General features: G+C 53.6%; 12 protein-coding genes. 7 read left to right on the top strand and 5 right to left on the bottom strand.

Going from position 1 to position 18057, the window contains the following annotated elements; genetic code table 11:
• Positions 1-29: 29 nt before the first annotated feature.
• Positions 30-923 carry an ABC transporter six-transmembrane domain-containing protein gene (locus N1689_RS08005; protein ID WP_161734564.1) on the bottom strand — a complete coding sequence of 298 codons (894 nt, stop codon included), beginning with the start codon at positions 921-923 and terminating at the stop codon, positions 30-32.
• Positions 924-1027: 104 nt separating this feature from the next.
• On the opposite strand from N1689_RS08005, the gene N1689_RS08000 reads away from it, so the two are divergent.
• The 3 genes from N1689_RS08000 to N1689_RS07990 all read left to right on the top strand — a co-directional run bounded on the left by N1689_RS08000 (position 1028) and on the right by N1689_RS07990 (position 4942).
• Positions 1028-1612, top strand: a complete 585-nt coding sequence (locus tag N1689_RS08000) for a TetR/AcrR family transcriptional regulator (protein WP_222925860.1) — start codon at positions 1028-1030, stop codon at positions 1610-1612.
• 463 nt (positions 1613-2075) lie between these two features.
• Positions 2076-3461, top strand: coding sequence for a diaminobutyrate--2-oxoglutarate transaminase (locus tag N1689_RS07995; RefSeq protein ID WP_222925861.1), 1386 nt, complete (start codon positions 2076-2078; stop codon positions 3459-3461).
• Between the two features lie 14 nt (positions 3462-3475).
• Positions 3476-4942: an aspartate aminotransferase family protein gene (locus tag N1689_RS07990; RefSeq protein WP_161736891.1), complete on the top strand. Its 1467-nt coding sequence runs from the start codon at positions 3476-3478 to the stop codon at positions 4940-4942.
• Positions 4943-5908: 966 nt separating this feature from the next.
• On the opposite strand, the gene N1689_RS07985 is transcribed toward N1689_RS07990, so the two are convergent.
• Complete coding sequence (locus tag N1689_RS07985; RefSeq protein WP_260058492.1) at positions 5909-7222, bottom strand: MFS transporter; 1314 nt, start codon at positions 7220-7222, stop codon at positions 5909-5911.
• Between the two features lie 206 nt (positions 7223-7428).
• Here N1689_RS07985 and N1689_RS07980 point away from each other — a divergent pair, with 206 nt between their 5' ends.
• The gene (locus N1689_RS07980) at positions 7429-7740 is read left to right on the top strand and encodes a VF530 family DNA-binding protein (RefSeq protein ID WP_222925870.1); all 312 of its coding nucleotides are present in this window, start codon (positions 7429-7431) and stop codon (positions 7738-7740) included.
• A 71-nt stretch (positions 7741-7811) separates the two neighbouring features.
• Here N1689_RS07980 and mqo read toward each other — a convergent pair whose 3' ends face one another.
• Positions 7812-9461, bottom strand: coding sequence for a malate dehydrogenase (quinone) (gene mqo, locus N1689_RS07975; protein WP_222925863.1), 1650 nt, complete (start codon positions 9459-9461; stop codon positions 7812-7814).
• Positions 9462-9812: 351 nt separating this feature from the next.
• Between mqo and N1689_RS07970 the strand changes: the two genes are divergently transcribed.
• On the top strand, positions 9813-11402 hold the full coding sequence (locus N1689_RS07970; protein WP_222925864.1) for a sensor histidine kinase: 1590 nt from the start codon (positions 9813-9815) through the stop codon (positions 11400-11402).
• Complete coding sequence (gene dcuR, locus N1689_RS07965; protein ID WP_033735650.1) at positions 11399-12118, top strand: two-component system response regulator DcuR; 720 nt, start codon at positions 11399-11401, stop codon at positions 12116-12118. Before N1689_RS07970 ends, dcuR begins: the two co-directional genes overlap by 4 nt.
• Here dcuR and N1689_RS07960 read toward each other — a convergent pair.
• Both N1689_RS07960 and N1689_RS07955 read right to left on the bottom strand, forming a co-directional pair.
• Positions 12112-13074: an FAD:protein FMN transferase gene (locus N1689_RS07960; protein WP_260058490.1), complete on the bottom strand. Its 963-nt coding sequence runs from the start codon at positions 13072-13074 to the stop codon at positions 12112-12114. The genes dcuR and N1689_RS07960 overlap by 7 nt on opposite strands.
• A gap of 62 nt (positions 13075-13136) precedes the next feature.
• Positions 13137-15917: a flavocytochrome c gene (locus N1689_RS07955; protein ID WP_161736157.1), complete on the bottom strand. Its 2781-nt coding sequence runs from the start codon at positions 15915-15917 to the stop codon at positions 13137-13139.
• A 590-nt stretch (positions 15918-16507) separates the two neighbouring features.
• Here N1689_RS07955 and N1689_RS07950 point away from each other — a divergent pair.
• The gene (locus N1689_RS07950; RefSeq protein ID WP_161736158.1) at positions 16508-18016 is read left to right on the top strand and encodes an anion permease; all 1509 of its coding nucleotides are present in this window, start codon (positions 16508-16510) and stop codon (positions 18014-18016) included.
• The last annotated feature ends 41 nt before the right edge of the window (positions 18017-18057 follow it).

Below are 18057 nucleotides of genomic sequence, written 5' to 3'. Positions count from 1 at the left end.
CTTCAGGAATGTGGCAGAGATCGTCAAAATCAGTGCGTACCGGTATTCACCCGCCGGCCAATGTCTTTGAGCTGTGAATATTTCTCCAGCAACTGAGGACCATCATCCAGACTCATGGCAAACATCCACATATAGGTCATTACCGAATAGATATGACCCGCATTGGTGCCGCCACGGCCCGACATTAGCGCGATAGTGACCGCAAACAGCAGTGCCGCCACGCTACCGATGGCCAGATAACCGCACGCTTCCCGATCCGAGAGGCGGATCCGCAGACTGGCCAGCACGCCATAGTGGCGGCCCAGTGACGCGGCGTTCGCGTTGCTGACAAAGCTCACTTCTTTCTCCAGCCGGTTGTTAAGACGGCCAAACAGCGCATCGTTCTTGCGGGTAAATCCCGGCAGGAAACAGGCGAAGAACAGCAGGATCGCCAGACAGCCTGCGCCGGTCCAGAACTCGATAGCCAGCAGCATCACTGCCGCACCGGTCATCGACGCCAGCGAAGTAATCAGCACCGGCAGATGCTTCTCGAAAAAGTCGACAAACTCGCGAGACAACGCCACCCGCGCAGCAATCGTCGACGCGCTCTGTTTTTCGCTGCGCTGTGCCACAATCACCGGCACGGCCAGCTCAGCATAGATGCGGGCAAAAGTCCGGGTATCGACACTGCGCCGCGCTGCACCGATGGCCCACATGGTAAAGACCATCGCCGCATAGAGCACCGCATGCCAGGTCCTGCCGGAGAGTATGGCGTTGATAGCGAAGCCCGCCAGCAGCGGATAAAGCAGATACATGACGTTTTCCGCCACCACCAGCAGCAGCGTGAGGAATAGCTTACGGCTATGGCGGCGGCCAAGCATTTTTAATGTCAGAATAGCGCTGCGGGGAGCCGCAACCGGCAGGATCGTTTTTGAGGAAGACATAGTTTCTTTTTCTGATAGCGTCACTCTTGAGCGGTTGCTCAAGTACAAAAAGCAGTCTATTTGAGCAGTTGCTCAAAGTCAACGTGGCAATGATAGAGAGAATAATGAAAGAGTCGGCTGAGGTATTGAGAACCAAAATCCTGGATGCAGCGATAGTGCTGTTTATTGAGAAAGGGATCGAAAAAGTGACCACCCGTGAACTCACCGAGTCGGTAGGTATTTCACGCAGTCATATTTACCACTATTTCAGCAACTGGCAGACACTCTGCCTGGCGGCGCTGGAACGCTTTATGCGGGTCGATGTTGAAAATTTTGCCGACACACTGGCCTTGCTCACACCGCGTCAGCGGCTGCATACCCTGTTTGAAAGCCATCTGCCGAGTGCGCCGGATGCCACCTGGCAGCTCTATGCCTCTTTCTGGCAGATGGCTGCGCACAATGATGCATATGCTGCACTGGCTGAAGAGATGACTGAAGTGTGGCAGGCACTAATGGAGGGGATTATCCGTGACGGCGTCACCGACGGCACACTACGGTGTGATGATGTTCCCCGCACCGCCAGGCAAATCAGCGCCATGCTGAACGGCTATGCGGATTTGCTGACGATCAATCCTTCAGAATCTAAAGCTCGCGAAGCTATGGCAGACCTCGACCAGTTTGTTGAATTTGCCCTGGGGCCATGCCGTTAATCCCGGTTAATACGGTTTACCTTTCGCCATATATTAATTAAATGTTAAATAAAGGTTTATTATTTTAATTAGCCTGCAGTTTTAAGCGTCTATAAATGCGTATTCGTCAGTTGAGCGGACTTATGCTTTTTACGTCTGAAAAGCTGCCTTTTTGATAGCGTTTTTTACCGGAAACAGCTGTTTACACAGATTATTATCATTGACTTAGCGCCTTGTGAACCGGGTAAGCTGGTGTTTTTACGCCATTTATTAGCAAGCCGTTAGCGTAGCGGCAATAATGCATGCGGTCATAAACCCACCAACTGATTGATTCCTATAACAAAGAATCCGTTATCTGACGATAAAATTAATCATTGAGTCGGACCTGAAAAACACCTATATTGGCCGCGCTTTACACATAGCCACCCATTTTAATTCATTTATTCAACTGTGACGCTACGCCCGTCCCGGTTGTAGGAGAGATATGATGACGGATAAAGTCCGTATTGATAGTTTGAATGCACAGAACTTAAACGCAACCAACGAAACCTATTTAGTCCGTCAGGCTGAATTTGAATCAAACGTTCGAAGTTATCCTCGCAAATTGCCGTTCGCGATTGCGAAAGCTCAGGGTGTCTGGATCACCGACGTCGAGAATAATCAGTATCTCGACTGTCTTGCCGGTGCCGGAACGCTGGCGTTGGGTCATAACCATCCAGACGTTCTGCAGAGCATTCAACATGTCATTACCAGCGGCTTGCCGTTACATACTCTCGATTTAACTACGCCGTTAAAGGATGAGTTCTCTGAGTACCTGCTCTCGTTATTACCGGGTCAGGGCAAAGAGTACTGCCTGCAGTTTACCGGCCCGTCCGGCGCAGATGCCGTTGAAGCGGCGCTGAAACTGGCGAAAAAGCACACCGGTCGTTCCGGGATCATCAGCTTCTCGGGTGCGTATCACGGTATGACCCACGGCGCGCTGTCGGTCACCGGCAACCTGTCACCGAAAGAAGCCGTAGATGGCATGATGCCGGAAGTGCAGTTCATGCCTTATCCGCACCTTTATCGCTGCCCGCTGGGCATTGGCGGTGAAGCAGGCGTGAAAGCACTGACTTACTACTTTGAAAACCTGATCAATGACGTTGAAAGCGGCGTTCGCAAACCTGCGGCGGTGATTCTTGAAGCAGTTCAGGGTGAAGGCGGGGTTAACCCGGCTCCGGCTGAGTGGCTGCAGCGCATCCGCAAAGTGACCAAAGAGCACGGCATTCTGCTGATCATCGACGAAGTCCAGGCGGGTATTGCCCGTACCGGTAAATTCTTCGCCTTTGAGCACGCGGGTATCGAACCAGACATCATCGTAATGTCCAAAGCGGTCGGCGGCGGTCTGCCACTGGCGGTACTGGGCATTAAGAAAGAGTTCGACGCCTGGTCTCCGGGTCACCACACCGGTACCTTCCGTGGCAACCAGCTGGCGATGGCGACCGGCCTGACCACGCTGAAGCTGCTGAAAGATAACAACATCGCTGACAAAGTTGCGGCACAGGGTGAATGGCTGAAAGGCAAACTGGGCGAGCTGCAGCAGCGCTACCCGGTAATCGGCAACGTGCGTGGTCTGGGTCTGATGATCGGCATTGAGCTGGTGAAACCCGACGAACCTGCTGACCATATGGGCAGCTTCCCGGCTGACGGCGAACTGTCTGCACTGGTACAGAAAAAATGTTTTGAGAACGGCCTGATTCTGGAGCGTGGCGGACGTCACGGCAGCGTATTACGTCTGCTGCCTTCCCTGCTGATCACAGATGCAGAACTGGACGTATTCATGGATAAATTTGAAAACGCCCTGCTGTCCGCTGGCGTGAAAGCAGTTTAAGTGGAGTGAATGCAATGTCCCGGTTAAACCCGATTCTGGCGGCCTCAGCACAGAGTACCGAGGCCTACCAGCAGGCGATTGCCCAGAGTAGCGCGGCCGTCGTTAAGTGGCTGGAACAACCTGAGATGTATCAGGGAAAAACCGTCGCAGAGCTGCGCGAGCGCATTACGCTGGACTTCAATCCTCAGGGCCTGGGTAACCAGGCCGCGATTGAACGCGCCATTGAGTACTTCCTCAAAGACAGCCTGTCGGTGCATCACCCGCAATGTGTGGCGCACCTGCACTGTCCAAGCCTGGTCATCAGCCAGGCGGCGGAAGTGCTGATCAACGCCACCAACCAGAGCATGGATTCATGGGATCAGGCACCGTCTGCCACCCTGATTGAGATGAAGCTGATTGAGTGGCTGCGCACCCAGGTCGGTTATCAGCCTGGCGACGCGGGCGTCTTCACCAGCGGCGGCACCCAGAGCAACCTGATGGGTCTGATGCTGGCGCGTGACGCCTGGTTTGCGCGTCAGGGTCATTCTGTTCAGCAGGATGGCTTAACCGGCGATCTGAAGAAGATTAAAGTCTTCTGCTCAGAGAACGCGCACTTCTCCGTACAGAAGAATATGGCGCTGCTGGGTCTGGGCTATCAGTCCGTCACGCAGGTGAAATGTGATCGCTTTGCCCGCATGGATATGGATGATCTGCGTCAGAAGCTGGCCGCATCCAAAGCTAACGGCGAAAACATTCTGGCGATCGTTGCCACGGCGGGAACTACCGATGCCGGTGCAATCGATCCCCTGCGTGAAATCGCGGCGCTGGCGGCGGAAGAGAACATCTGGGTGCACGTCGATGCGGCCTGGGGCGGCGCGCTGCTGCTGTCAGAGAAGTATCGTGACTATCTGGATGGCATTGAGCTGGTCGACTCCATTACGCTGGACTTCCACAAGCAGTTCTTCCAGACCATTAGCTGTGGTGCCTTCCTGCTGAAGGAAGCGCGTCACTATGAGCTGATGCGCTACCAGGCGGCCTATCTGAACTCGGAGTTTGATGAAGCACAGGGCGTGCCGAATCTGGTCTCCAAATCGCTGCAGACTACCCGTCGTTTTGATGCACTGAAACTGTGGATGGGTCTGGAAGCGCTGGGTCAGAAGCAGTATGCCGAAATCATCGATCACGGTGTGACGCTGGCACAGCAGGTGGCACAGTACGTTGAAGAGCAGCCTGCTCTGGAGCTGGTGATGAAACCGCAACTGGCCAGCGTGCTGTTCCGCTATCGTCCGGCGCATCTGGCGCACCTCAGCAGTGCGGATATCGCCCTGCTGAACCAGCGCATCGGGGATGCCCTGCTGGAGTCAGGCCGCGCCAACGTCGGTGTGACCGAGCATGATGGCGTTACCTGCCTTAAGATGACCCTTCTGAACCCAACAGTAACGCTGGAAGATATCAAAGTGTTGCTGACGCTGGTGGAAAAAACGGCACAGCAGCTGGTGTAATTCATCACATCGGTTCACACCACAGAGGCGCCTTCGGGCGCCTTTTTATTTTTCTGCCGCTCTCTTTGCGTTGATGACCTGTTCATCCCTGCCCCCTCCGATCCGTAACCTGGCCTCTTCATCTCAGGTCTTGTACTGGCTGATTCATTCGGTGCAAAAATCGAGGTACACGAGCGTAGTGGCCTGAATGTCTGGCATAATGCCGTGCCCTAATCACGCATCGACGCGCTGGAACGCATGCTGGATAACATTCAAAAAACGAAGCGGCTGATATGCTAATTGATGAGCAGATTGAGCCGGGTTTAATTATTGCGCTTATCGATCCCGGAATAGTCAACGTTAAAGCAGCACCGCATTAAACTCATTTGTAGAAAATTGCCTGCACCGGAATCAGCTCGTCGCCGCCGGCCAGCCAGATTCCGGTCTCCGGCATCTCTTTTTTTTAGCAATGCCCTCACGGCGTACGCCTGTATATTCAATTCTTATTGACCAAACGCACGGAAGCGTAACCGGCGAATTTAATGAGCCTGTTTAGCCCGTGTTTAATATTCAACCCGCATAACGTTTTTATTTTATCTGATATTGATAAACCGCATCGCGATCAAAAAATAAAGCTTATCTTTCAGCCATAATAGATCAATATTCAAATTAACTCTCTGATTAACCGAAAATAATGACTGTTCGTCTGGGTTAGTTAATTCAACAGGAGTAATGACTTATGCTGCTGCGTAAATTAATCATCATTATTATGGGCCTGATTATGGCGGCTGTGATTATCATTGCCGATAACCACGCTGATAAAGTCCGTTCGCGTGATCAGGTTTTCAGTTTATCGTCATCGCATGATCGCTAATCTGTTCTGAATAACCAACGCCTGCCCCCTTACGGGCGTTCATGCTAACGGGCTGCCTGATGCACAGGCAGCCTGCCGGATTATCCTTTACCGCTCAAACCACCATCCAGAACTTAGCGCGACGGCGGCTCATCCAGCCGTCGCAGATGATCATCTTTATTCAGCGTCATCAGCGCCACAATACTCACCAGCGCCGTCGCCATCACATACCAGGCGGGAATATCGGGATTACCGGTCTCTTTAATCAGCCCGGTGATGATTAGTCCCGCGCAGCCGGAAAAGACTGCATTGGAAAGTGAATAGGCCAGCCCCAGCCCGGTGTAGCGTACCCGCGTCGGAAACATCTCGGCGAGCATCGCGGGGCCGGGTCCTGCCAGCAAACCGACCACGCCACCTGCGATAAAGACCACCAGCGCTTTCAACAGCAGTCCGGTACTCTCTGCCTGCAAAACGTTTAACAGCGGCAGAGAGAGCACCAGCAGCAGCACCGCAGCTGAGACCATCACGGCGCGGCGGCCAATCCTGTCGCTCAGCATCCCGGCCGGGATGATGGTGGCGGCAAAACCGAGGTTCGATATCACCGCAATCAGCAGTGCCTGGTTAAAGCCGGTGTGCAGCGATGCCTGCAGATAAGTCGGCATAATCACCAGCCAGGTGTAACCGGCCGCTGACCACACCATCAGCCGGCAGATACCGAGCAGAATCGTTTTCAGCGTGTCGCCCAGGCTGGCGTTCACTTTTGCATGGGGCTGTGCCTGCTGCTGAACAAATGCGGGCGTCTCTTCCATCTGCACCCGCAGCCAGAGTGCCAGCCCCCCCAGCGGCAGTGCGATAAAGAATGGGATGCGCCAGCCCCAGCTCAGCATATGCTCTGGCGTCAGCAACACTGAGAGCAATGCCACTATGCCTGCGCCCGCCAGTAATCCCAGCGCCACGGTAAAGGATTGCCACGCGCCATACAGACCGCGCTTTCTGCGTGGTGCAAACTCGGTCATCAGCGACACCGCCCCACCATACTCGCCTCCTGCGAACAGGCCCTGCAGGATACGCAGGCCGGTCACGATCAGCGGCGCCAGGATACCCAGTTGGGCATAAGTCGGAACCAGACCGATGGCAGCTGTCGCCAGCGTCATCATAATCAATACAAAAATCAGTGTGGGTTTTCGCCCGATGCGATCGCCCATCCGGCCAAAAACAATCGCACCCAGTGGACGGAAGAAAAAAGCGATGGCGAACGACGCGTAGGTCAGCAGCAGTCCGGTCAGCGCAGACTCGCCTTCCAGCCGGAAAAAGTTCTGCGCAATCACCGTGGCCAGAAAGCCATAGACCGCGAACTCATACCATTCAATGAAATTACCGACCGAACCGGCAAGCAGAGCACGTTTTCGGCTGGCGGAGGAGAGCAGATTATCAGCAGGGGCAGACATGACAGGCGATCCTTTTTAAAGCATCATCAGTCGTTTATGATTAGCACAATCGCTGCTGATCTGCGCAAACTTCTGCCCGTCGCGTTAGCGCAGACACATAAATCTGCAGGTACCCCCCCCACACGCTCTTTTTCACCTTCAGTCCTTGCACAACCGCTTTACGGTTGTCAGGATGTGCGGCATTGAATGAATCAGGCGGATAGATGATGAACGCACACACCTCAAAAGATCCTCTTCACGGCATCACACTGGAGATGCAGATAAACAGTCTGGTCGCGCAGTATGGCTGGGCTGAAATGGCAAAACGGATCAACATTAACTGCTTTAAAAGCGATCCCAGCGTTAAATCGAGCCTGAAATTTTTACGCCGTACGCCGTGGGCGCGGGCTGAAGTCGAAGCGCTTTATCTGGCCTCGTTAAACGCGCAACCGGCAGCACGCGACGAACCGGCTGAAGAAGCCGATCAGGCACCCGCTGAAGATCCGTGGGGCAAGTGGCGCGGTAACACGCCGGAGTAACACTGACAACGAAGCAGTAAAAAAGCCCGCGCAGGTAAACCTGGGCGGGCTTTTTTCACGTCAGGCTGCTATTACAGCGCCATGTCGTGTTTCGCTGACGGCGCAGCTTGCTGAGGCTGTGCTGCCGGCGCGTCTGCGGTTTTGCCTTCCATGTTGATCACGGGCGGCGTGGTCAGTTGCAGGGTCGCTGCGGTCTCATTCCAGACCTGCTGCAGCAACGGCACGTTGTCATTCAGTTTCTGACCGTAACCTGGGATCATTTTGTGGATCTTCGCCTGCCATTCCGGTGATTTGAACTCTTCCGGGAACAGTTTCTGCATCACGCTCAGAGAGATTGGCGCTGCGGTTGATGCACCAGGAGAAGCACCCAGCAGAGCCGCCACGGTTTTCTGCTGATCGGTCACAATTTCTGTACCCAGTTTCAGCACGCCACCTTTATCAGCATCTTTCTTGATAATCTGCACACGCTGACCGGCCTGAATCAGTTTCCAGTCCTCTTTCTTCGCGTCCGGGTAGTACTCTTTCAGCGACTCAAAGCGATCTTCATCACTCAGCATCACCTGTCCAATCAGGTATTTTACCAGGTCGAAGTTATCCATACCCACATCGGTCATTGGCACGATGTTATGGGTAGTGGTGGTGCTCAGCAGATCAAACAGCGAACCGTTTTTCAGGAACTTGGTTGAGAAGGTCGCAAACGGTCCAAACAGCACGACGCGTTTGCCATCCAGATAACGGGTATCCAGATGCGGAACGGACATCGGCGGTGCACCGGTTGAAGCCTGGCCGTAAACTTTCGCCAGATGGCGATCGGCAATGGCACTGTTTTCGGTGACCAGGAATGAACCACCGACCGGGAAGCCTGCATAGTTATCTGCTTCCGGGATGCCGGTCTTCTGCAGTAATTTCAGCGCGCCGCCGCCTGCACCGATAAAGACATATTTTGCGTCAACCGCACGTTCGTTGCCGTTTTTGGCATCTTTAATCGTGACGTGCCAGGAGTTGTCGCCGTTACGTTTGAAATCGGTAACTTCAGAAGAGGTTTCCAGACGGAAGTTGTCATTCTTCTTCAGGCTGCCGATCAACTGACGGGTAATTTCACCGTAGTTAACGTCGGTGCCGACTGGCGTCCAGGTGGCGGCCACTTTCTGCTGGGGATCACGGCCTTCCATCACCAGCGGTGCCCACTGCGCGATCTGTTTGTGATCGGTAGAGAACTTCATCCCCTGGAACAGCGCCGTTTTCTGCAATGCCGCATAGCGTTTGGTCAGGAAGTCAACATTGTCGCCCCAGACAAAGCTCATGTGTGGCGTTGAGTTGATGAAAGAGCGCGGGTCGTGCATGACGCCCTCTTTAATCTGTGAACTCCAGAACTGGCGAGAGACCATGAAGGCTTCGTTGATTTCCAGCGCTTTGGACACGTCAATCGAGCCGTCTTTACGCTCAGGCGTATAGTTCAGCTCCATGTTGGCAGAGTGACCGGTACCGGCATTATTCCAGCCGTTAGAGGATTCCAGCGCCACGCCATCCAGCTTCTCGACCATGATCTGTTTCCAGCCAGGCTGCAGCTCTTCCAGCATGGTGCCCATAGAGGCGCTCATAATGCCGCCGCCAATTAACAGGACGTCGGTTTTCTCTGGTGAGGTTTCAGCATGGAGGGCTGAAGAAACTAACAAGGCCGCGAGGGAAAGGGTGGGGATTACTTTCTTTGAATTCATCATTTTAATCGACAGCTCGGACGGTACTGGTTAAAAAAAGTCCTTAAAGTTTAAAATAATGTTATTTGTGAGTTAATGTGAAAATAGTTATAAAATTAAAAATAGCAATTTAGCCTTAATTTAATTACAAAAGGCTTACTGAATTGCTCACATATTTTAACCACACATTAAGGGTGTCCTTTGAATTATACAATCCCCTAACCCAAATATTGTTATTGCTCTGTCGCCCGCGCGCAGACCGCTAAAACTGTACTGATGCGGTGAGTTAGCGTATGTTTCAAGCCGATCCCCTACCCGTGCTGAACATCGATGACAAGCCAACCACAGAACCGACATGCCGTGACTAAACGACCCATGAAACTCAGTACCCTGACCACCCTGATGATGACTGCGGTGATCGTTACCGTGCTGCTCGCTGTCCATCTGCTCTATTTCGTTCAGATTGATAACTTTGCGCAGTCGCATCTTAAAGATAAAGCGATGGCGGTGGCGCGAACGCTGGCAGACAGCCCGGAAGTGCAGCGCGGGTTACTGTTGCCAGACGGCAGCAGCCAGATTCAGCCGCTGGCGGAAGCCGCGCGCAAACGCAACGGCCTGCTGTTTGTGGTGGTGACGGATATGCACGGCATCCGCTTTTCACATCCGAATGCCGCAGTGATCGGAAAACATTTTGTCGGCAATGACATCTATCCCACGCTCGGCGGCCGGGAAAATGTCGCGGTCAATCATGGGGTGCTGGTGGAGGCACTGCGGGTCTTTACGCCGGTTTATAACGCCCAGCATCAGCAGATTGGCGTGGTGGCAATCGGCATTGCACTGAATGATGTGGCGGCTCAGATTGCGAAGAGCCGCTGGAATATCGTCTGGACCGTCCTGTTTGGCGGTGTGGTTGGCCTGCTGGGTATTCTCATTCTGGTCAGGCGACTCAAGAACATACTGCTGGGGCTGGAGCCGCACGAAATCTCCAGCCTGTTTGAACAGCGCCAGGCGATCCTGAATTCCATTAAAGAAGGGGTGATTGCGGTCGATGATCAGTCACGCGTCAGCCTGATTAACCATGCGGCTCAGCAGCTACTGCATGAGACCACCCGCAGGATGCCGTTAAGCGGTGATCTGATTGCTGAGGAGAGCGTCATGCACCGTCATCAGCAGGATGCGCTGCATGCGGGCAAAGCCTGGCACGATCAGGAGCTGACGCTGGGTAATCGCATCCTGATCAGCAACACCGTTCCGGTGCGCAGTCGTGACCGCATTATCGGCGCGGTAACCACCTTCAGGGATAAGACCGAAATCAGCCAGCTGATGCAGCGTCTGGACGGCATGGTAAACTATGTAGATGCGTTACGTGAGCGGTCTCATGAGTTCATGAACAAGCTGCATGTGATTCTGGGCCTGCTGCATATGAAAAATTATGCACAGATGGAAGAGTACATCTTGAAAACCGCTAATGCCTATCAGACGGAGATCGGTTCGCTGCTGCAAAAGATCAAATCGCCGATCATTGCCGGTTTCCTGCTCAGCAAAATCAACCGGGTAACCGATGAAGGTCATCAGCTGATTATCGATGAGGCGAGTTTTCTGCCTGACTGCGGCAGCGAGGAGCAGAGCGCGGTTCTGATTACCGTGCTGGGCAATTTAATTGAAAATGCCCTGGAGGCGCTGGACCCGGAAACCGAAGGGGAAATTCACCTCATGCTGCATTATCAGAATGGCTGGCTGGCCTGTGAAGTGAGTGATGACGGCCCAGGTATCGACAGCTCGCAGCTCAGCGCCATTTTTGAGCGCGGCGTCTCGTCAAAAGGTGACGATCGCGGTGTCGGACTGTTTCTGGTTAAGCAGCAGACCGAAAGCCTGGGCGGCAACGTCAGTGTCGAGTCGGAACCCGGTGTATTTACCCAATTTTTAGTGCAACTTCCGTGGGAGAGAGGAATGATTACCCAATGATCAATGTGTTAGTTGTCGATGATGACGCCATGGTAGCCGAGCTGAATCGCTGTTATATCGGGCAGATCCCTGGCTTCACCTGCTGCGGCACGGCCTCAACCTTACAGCAGGCCAAAGAGCGGCTGGCCGAGGCTGAACCACAGGTTGATCTGATCCTGCTTGATATCTATATGCAGCAGGAAAACGGTCTCGATCTGCTGCCAGAACTGCGCAGCGCAGGGCGGCCAGTTGACGTGATTATTATCTCATCAGCGGCGGATGCCGCCACCATCAAGACTTCGCTCAACTATGGCGTGGTGGATTATCTGATTAAGCCTTTCCAGTTTGCCCGCTTTGAAGAGGCGCTGACCGGCTGGCGTCAGAAAAAATCGCTCATGGATAATCATCAGTTCTATCAGCAGTCGGACGTTGATCAGCTGTTGCATGGTAATCCGCCTGGTGCCAGCGAACAGAAACGCCTGCCGAAAGGGTTAACGCCGCAGACGCTACGTACACTGTGCCTGTGGATCGACGCCCATCCCGGCACGGAATTTTCTACCGACGAACTGGCGACGGAAGTCAATATCTCGCGCGTCTCGTGCCGCAAATACCTGATCTGGCTGGCGCAGATTAATATTCTGTTCACCAGCATTCATTATGGGGTTACGGGCCGTCCGGTTTACCGCTATCGCCTGCAGCCGGAGTATCACACCTTACTCAAACAATACTGTCAGTGAACCAGCCGGTAGTCCGTGTCGAGTAACTGAAACGAAAAGTGACGTTGTGACGAGCAGATTATCTGCCTGTCACGGGTCACAAAGATAGCTTCAATGCCCGGTTTGTCAGTCAGGCAGGCGATGCCTTTTTCAACGCCCAGTCCGTACAGCAGCGTCGTATAGATGTCGCCATCCAGCGAGCGATCGGAAATAACGGTTACACTCAACAGCTCGTTATCCAGCGGATAACCGGTCTGTGGATTCAGGATGTGGTGATAACAGACCTCATCCAGCTCGAAGTAGCGCTCATAGATACCGGACGTCACGACCGAGCGGTTGTTCACACCGATGACACCGATCAGCGCATCGGCCTCACCAAACGGCTTTTTCAGACCGATTGCCCAGCCCGCGGATTCTGGTGGCGCGCCCACCGTCTGAACGTTGCCGCCCAGATTGATCAGCGCACTGCTGACCTGCTGCTGACGCAAAAAAGCCTGGACTACGTCGGCGATATAGCCCTTGGCGATGGCACCCAGGTCAATCTCCATTCCTGGCCGTGCCAGCATCACGCTGCGGGTGGCAGCATCAAGGATAACGTCCTGTGGATTGATCAGCGTCATGCGCGCCTGAAGATCGGCTTCTGACGGAACGCTGTGGCCCTGAAAGCCAATTTTCCAGCACTTCACCAGCGGACCGATGGCCAGATTAAACAGGCTGTCGGGCAACAGGCTCACCGCATGCGCACAGGCGATCACATCAAACACGGGCTGACTGACGACCACCGTATGCTCTCCTGCCGCGTGGTTAATCGCCATGACTTCCGACGCCGCGCGATTTACCGTGAAGAGATTCTCCTGCTGTTTGATCAGGCGAAAAACCTGCCTGGCCAGCGTCTGGTTGTCTTCGAAGAGTTTGAGCAGGATGGGCGAACCCATTAATACAGCGGAATAAGCATAGACACGCGCATCAGTTAACATAGGCGACTCTGCTTTAAAGGGGAAAACCGGCACCCGCAGGATGCGGATGCCGGAGACTGCCGTTAACGTCGGGCGTAGGCGGCGGCGTTACCGCCGGCCAGGATACCGAAGATAATGATATCTGCAACGGCGTTACCGCCAATACGGTTCGCGCCATGAATGCCGCCAACCACCTCGCCACATGCCCAGGCACCGTTAATCACCTGTTTCTGGCTGTCCAGCACCGCGGTGGTGGTATCAATGGTGACACCGCCCATGGTGTGGTGCACGCCTGGTGCAACACGAATCGCATAGAATGGCGCTTCGCTCAGCGGATGACGCAGCGCGGTCTGGCGACCAAAGTCTTCGTCTTTCTGCATTATTACGAAGTTATTGTAACGTGCCAGCGTCGCTTCCAGCGTGTGATGCTCACTCATGTTGAGTTTCACCGCCAGTTCCGCCACGGTTGGCGCGCTGACCACAAAGCCCTTGGCGATGTACTCGTCAGCCGCTTTGTTATTCATGCGCACCTGCTCGTCAAACACAATCCAGGCACTCTTCTCTGGCAGGGCAATAATCTGCGCTGAGACTTTGTCGCGGGTCTCCATCTCGTTGTAGAAACGCTTGCCGGCCTGACTGACCAGGATAGCGCCGCCGCCGCGAATCGATTCAGAGACCAGATAAGACGTGGTCTGCTCAACAGTCGGGTGAATCTGAATTTCCCCCATATCCACCGTTCCGGCACCAATTTTCTCCAGCATCGCAATACCGCTACCGGTCGCACCTTTGTGGTTGGTGGTGACAAAGCCATCAAGTTCAGGGCGATATTTCACCACCAGCTCACGGTTCGCACTGAATCCGCCGGTCGCTACAATGACGCTTCTGGCGTTAAGGATACGGCTGTCGTTGTATTCATCGACCACTTTCACACCCGTTACAGCACCGTTCTCATAAAGAATTTCTGCAACAGAGGTTTCCAGCAGCACTTCGATGTTGCGGCTGTTGATATTTTTCACCAGGCCGCTGATCAGGAAGCCACCTACCGCTGAACGGTCAGCCGGACGGTGAGTACGGTCGATGCTCATCCCACCGGTAATAGTGATGTCATTCAGTTCAATGCCGTGATTCGCCAGCCACTCAATCGCCTCAGGCGCCAGGTCCACAAACTCGCGCAGCAATACCGGGTTGTTTTTGAACTGGCCGCCTTTGAGCGTCTCCTCGTAGAACAGCTCTTTGCTGTCTTCGATGCCTTTGAGTTTCTGGAAACGGGTTTCGGCGGCGTTCATACCCACAGACGCTTTGATGGTATTGCCGCCAATGGTCGGCATCTTCTCGATGATAACCACACGTGCGCCTTCATCGTGCGCCTGAATCGCCGCCGCCAGACCGGCACCGCCGCTGCCCACAATCACCACATCGTAATTCTGTGGGGCATTAGGGTTACCGCCCTCTTCAATCACATGCTCTTTGCTGGAGGTGGTCAGCGCACGGGAAACCGCTTTTTTCAGCGCTTCACTCTGGGTGGTCGCGCCGGTAATCGCATCAACGTGTGGGCTGTTCGCCACCAGAATACGGTTACGCAGGCTTTCAAAGGTGGTGGTGAAGTCCACATCCAGTGTATCGTCCGGCACCAGCGAGATGTCGGTAATACGGTCGGTATCCAGTGTGACGTTGATTTTCAGCTTCAGCGCTTCGGCTTCCACTTTCTCCTGATAAACACCCGCTTTGTATTTACGGCCCGATTCGCTCATGTCGCGGATCATCGCGTCGACCAGCGAGAAGCGCCACAGCGGTTCCGGGATCTGCAGCTCTTCGCGTTTATTGCTGTCGATGTAGAGTTCGAGATGTTCGTTATTGATGATGCGGTCAGCCCAGTTCGGATAGGCGATACAGGCTTTACCAATGGCCACCAGGTCATAGCCTTTTTCCAGCGCCAGTTCGGCGTCGGCTTTATTCACCACGCCGCCGACACCAATCACCGGCACTTTTGCCAGCACTGGCGAGCGCATCGCAACGAATTTCTCGATCAGCGGCGTCGGGTCCTGCGTATCGACAATGGACGGGCGCAGCAGCTGGCCGACAGAGAAGTGAACATAATCGAGTCCGCGCGCGGCCAGTTTTTCCAGCAGATAGAGGGTGTCGTCAAAGCGGATGCCGGGCACTTCGATCTCTTCTGGCGAGAAGCGATAGCCGATGATGAACGAGTTATGGGCGAAGCGCTCCGCCATTTTGTGAGTGATTTCCAGCACTTCCAGCGGGAAGCGCGCGCGGTTATCGCGGCTGCCGCCCCACTTATCATCGCGCTGGTTAGAATTCGGAGAATAGAACTGCTGAATCAGATAGGTGTTCGCACCATGAATTTCGACGCCGTCGAAACCGGCCTTGATAGCACGGTTCACCGCATCACCAAATTTGGTGATCATGGTTTCGACTTCTTCAGCGCTCAGCGCCAGCGGTTGAGTGGCACCTTCGCGTGGTGCGGCAATGGCGCTCGGCGCAACCGGTGTTTTCCCGCCGATGAGTTCCGGCTCGACCATGCGGCCACCGTGATAGATCTGCAGAATGGCCGTGGAGCCTTCCGATTTAATCGCGTCCGCGATGCGTTTCAGACCAGGAATTTTGTTGTCACTGTCGATAGCAATGGCACCCGGAAACGCCGGGCCGCGGTTATCAATAAAGCAGCACTCAACGATCACAGTTCCGATGCTGCCTGCACGTGCGCGGTAATACTCGACCAGTTCGCTGGTGACCGTTCCGTCATAAAAACCGGTACAGGTGGTCATGGGGGCCATCACCAGTCGGTTTTTTAACACAGCGCCGCCAGGCAGGGTAAGTGGATTAAGGATGGGGGTGAGAGATTTCATTGCGATAAACTCCAAGATTTAAAAGTCTGGAAATTTTTTAGCGGACGCAAATTATCGCTTTATTAAGTGGTCCGATGTCATGCGTCTAATATACCCTTATCTTTGCTTTCATAAGTGATAAATTTACTTTTTTAACTTTTAAACGATTCAGAGTTTTTATTTGCTGAATTCAGGAAGTGTAGTTATATTAATTGTTAACCATGGGTAACTAAAAATCAACCATTGATTTACATAAATAATTTAACCTTTATGATCATAGTGTTAAGATGAATGGGTCGACCGGGGCCTTCCCAGGATTTGTCGATCAGCTTCACAAAACTGTCAGAATATCGATGTCAAAAATATAAATAAAAAATAAATGTTAAAAACGGGGGAATAATGAATAAATTTCTTTGATCTGGATCAAAATCTATATTTGCAAAAATCGCATCATATTTACATGGATTTAAAAATGCTGCTCAATAGTCCAGCAGCAGATTGATAAAATTATTGCATCGCGGTTTATTCACACTATTAAGAATAAATAAGAAAGTCATCAGTGAAGGTCCGGGGCGCAAATCGCATTCTTCTCAACGTGCAGATAAAATACTATGAAACCACTCTCAGCTGTAACTGAACCCCCTAAAGCTGCCCCTGCGGCGGCGGGTAAAAAGAAAGCTATCATGCTGGCTCTGCCAGTCATCGTTGCTGTGTTGCTGTTGCTGGTGCCAACACCGGCCGGTCTCGAACCCTATGCCTGGCACTTCTTCGCCATCTTTGTCGGCGTGATTGTCGGATTGATCTTTGAGCCGCTGCCCGGTGCCGTTATCGGCCTGACCGGCGTCGTGGCCATCGCGCTGTTCAGTCAGTTTGTCCTCTTCAGCCCGGAGGAACTGGCTAACCCGAAATTCAAAGTCGCCAGTGAGTCCTTTAAGTGGGCGGTCAGCGGTTTCGGTAACTCCACGGTCTGGCTCATCTTCGGTGCCTTTATGTTCGCCGCCGGGTATGACAAGACGCAGTTTGGTCGTCGTCTGGCCCTGATTCTGGTGAAATATCTGGGTCGCCGCAGCCTGACGCTGGGCTATGCCATTACCTTCGCTGACCTGCTTCTGGCACCGTTTACCCCCTCAAACACCGCGCGCAGTGGCGGTACTATCTATCCGATTATTGCTAACCTGCCTCCGCTTTACGGCTCTAAACCCAACGACCCGAGCGCCCGTAAGATCGGTTCGTATCTGATGTGGGTCGCGATCACCGCAGCCTGTATCACCAGTTCGATGTTCCTCTCAGCGCTGGCACCTAACCTGCTGGCACTGGCGCTGGTGAAAAGCATCATCGGTTTTGATATCTCATGGGGTATGTGGTTCCTGGCCTTCCTGCCGCTGGGCGTGCTGCTGATTCTGACCATGCCGCTGCTGGCTTACTGGTTCTATCCGCCAGAAGTCAAAATCAATGATGAAGTGCCGAAATGGGCTATCGCTGAACTGGAGAAACTGGGCCGCCTGACACGCAATGAAATCCTGCTGCTGGTGTTTGTAGTCTGTGCCCTGCTGATGTGGATCTTCGCCACCTCGTGGATTGAGCCTGCGATGGCTGCGCTGCTGGTGGTGGTACTGATGCTGTGGACCGGCGTCCTGAACTGGAACGACATTACCAGCAACAAGCCGGCCTGGAATACATTCGCCTGGTTCGCAACGCTGGTGGCGCTGGCTGATGGCCTGGCCCGCGTCGGCTTCATCGCCTGGCTAGGTAAAGAGGGAGGCATGCTGCTGCAGGGCTATGACCCACAGATTTCAGCCGTGGTGCTATTAATCGCCTTCTTCCTGCTCCACTACCTGTTTGCCAGTACCACGGCACATACTACTGCCCTGTTACCGGCCATGCTGACCATTGCAGCGTCAATCCCGGGCATCAATATGCCAGTCTTCTGCCTGATGCTGTGTACCTCTCTGGGTGTGATGGGCATCATCACGCCCTACGGTACTGGCCCAAGCCCGATTTATTACGGCAGCGGTTATCTGCCGACAAAAGATTACTGGCGTCTGGGTACCATCTTCGGTGCCATCTTCCTGGTCTCTATGATGGTGATTGCTTATCCGTGGATGGTGTGGATGTTCTGACGGATACAACATGCAGATCAACGCGTTATAAGATACCATTC

Origin of the sequence: Pantoea sp. XY16, from assembly GCF_025153065.1 — a bacterium.
Lineage (GTDB): Bacteria > Pseudomonadota > Gammaproteobacteria > Enterobacterales > Enterobacteriaceae > Pantoea > Pantoea alfalfae.
Note: the sequence above shows the minus strand (reverse complement) of the source record. Positions and strands in the feature narration are given on the sequence as shown.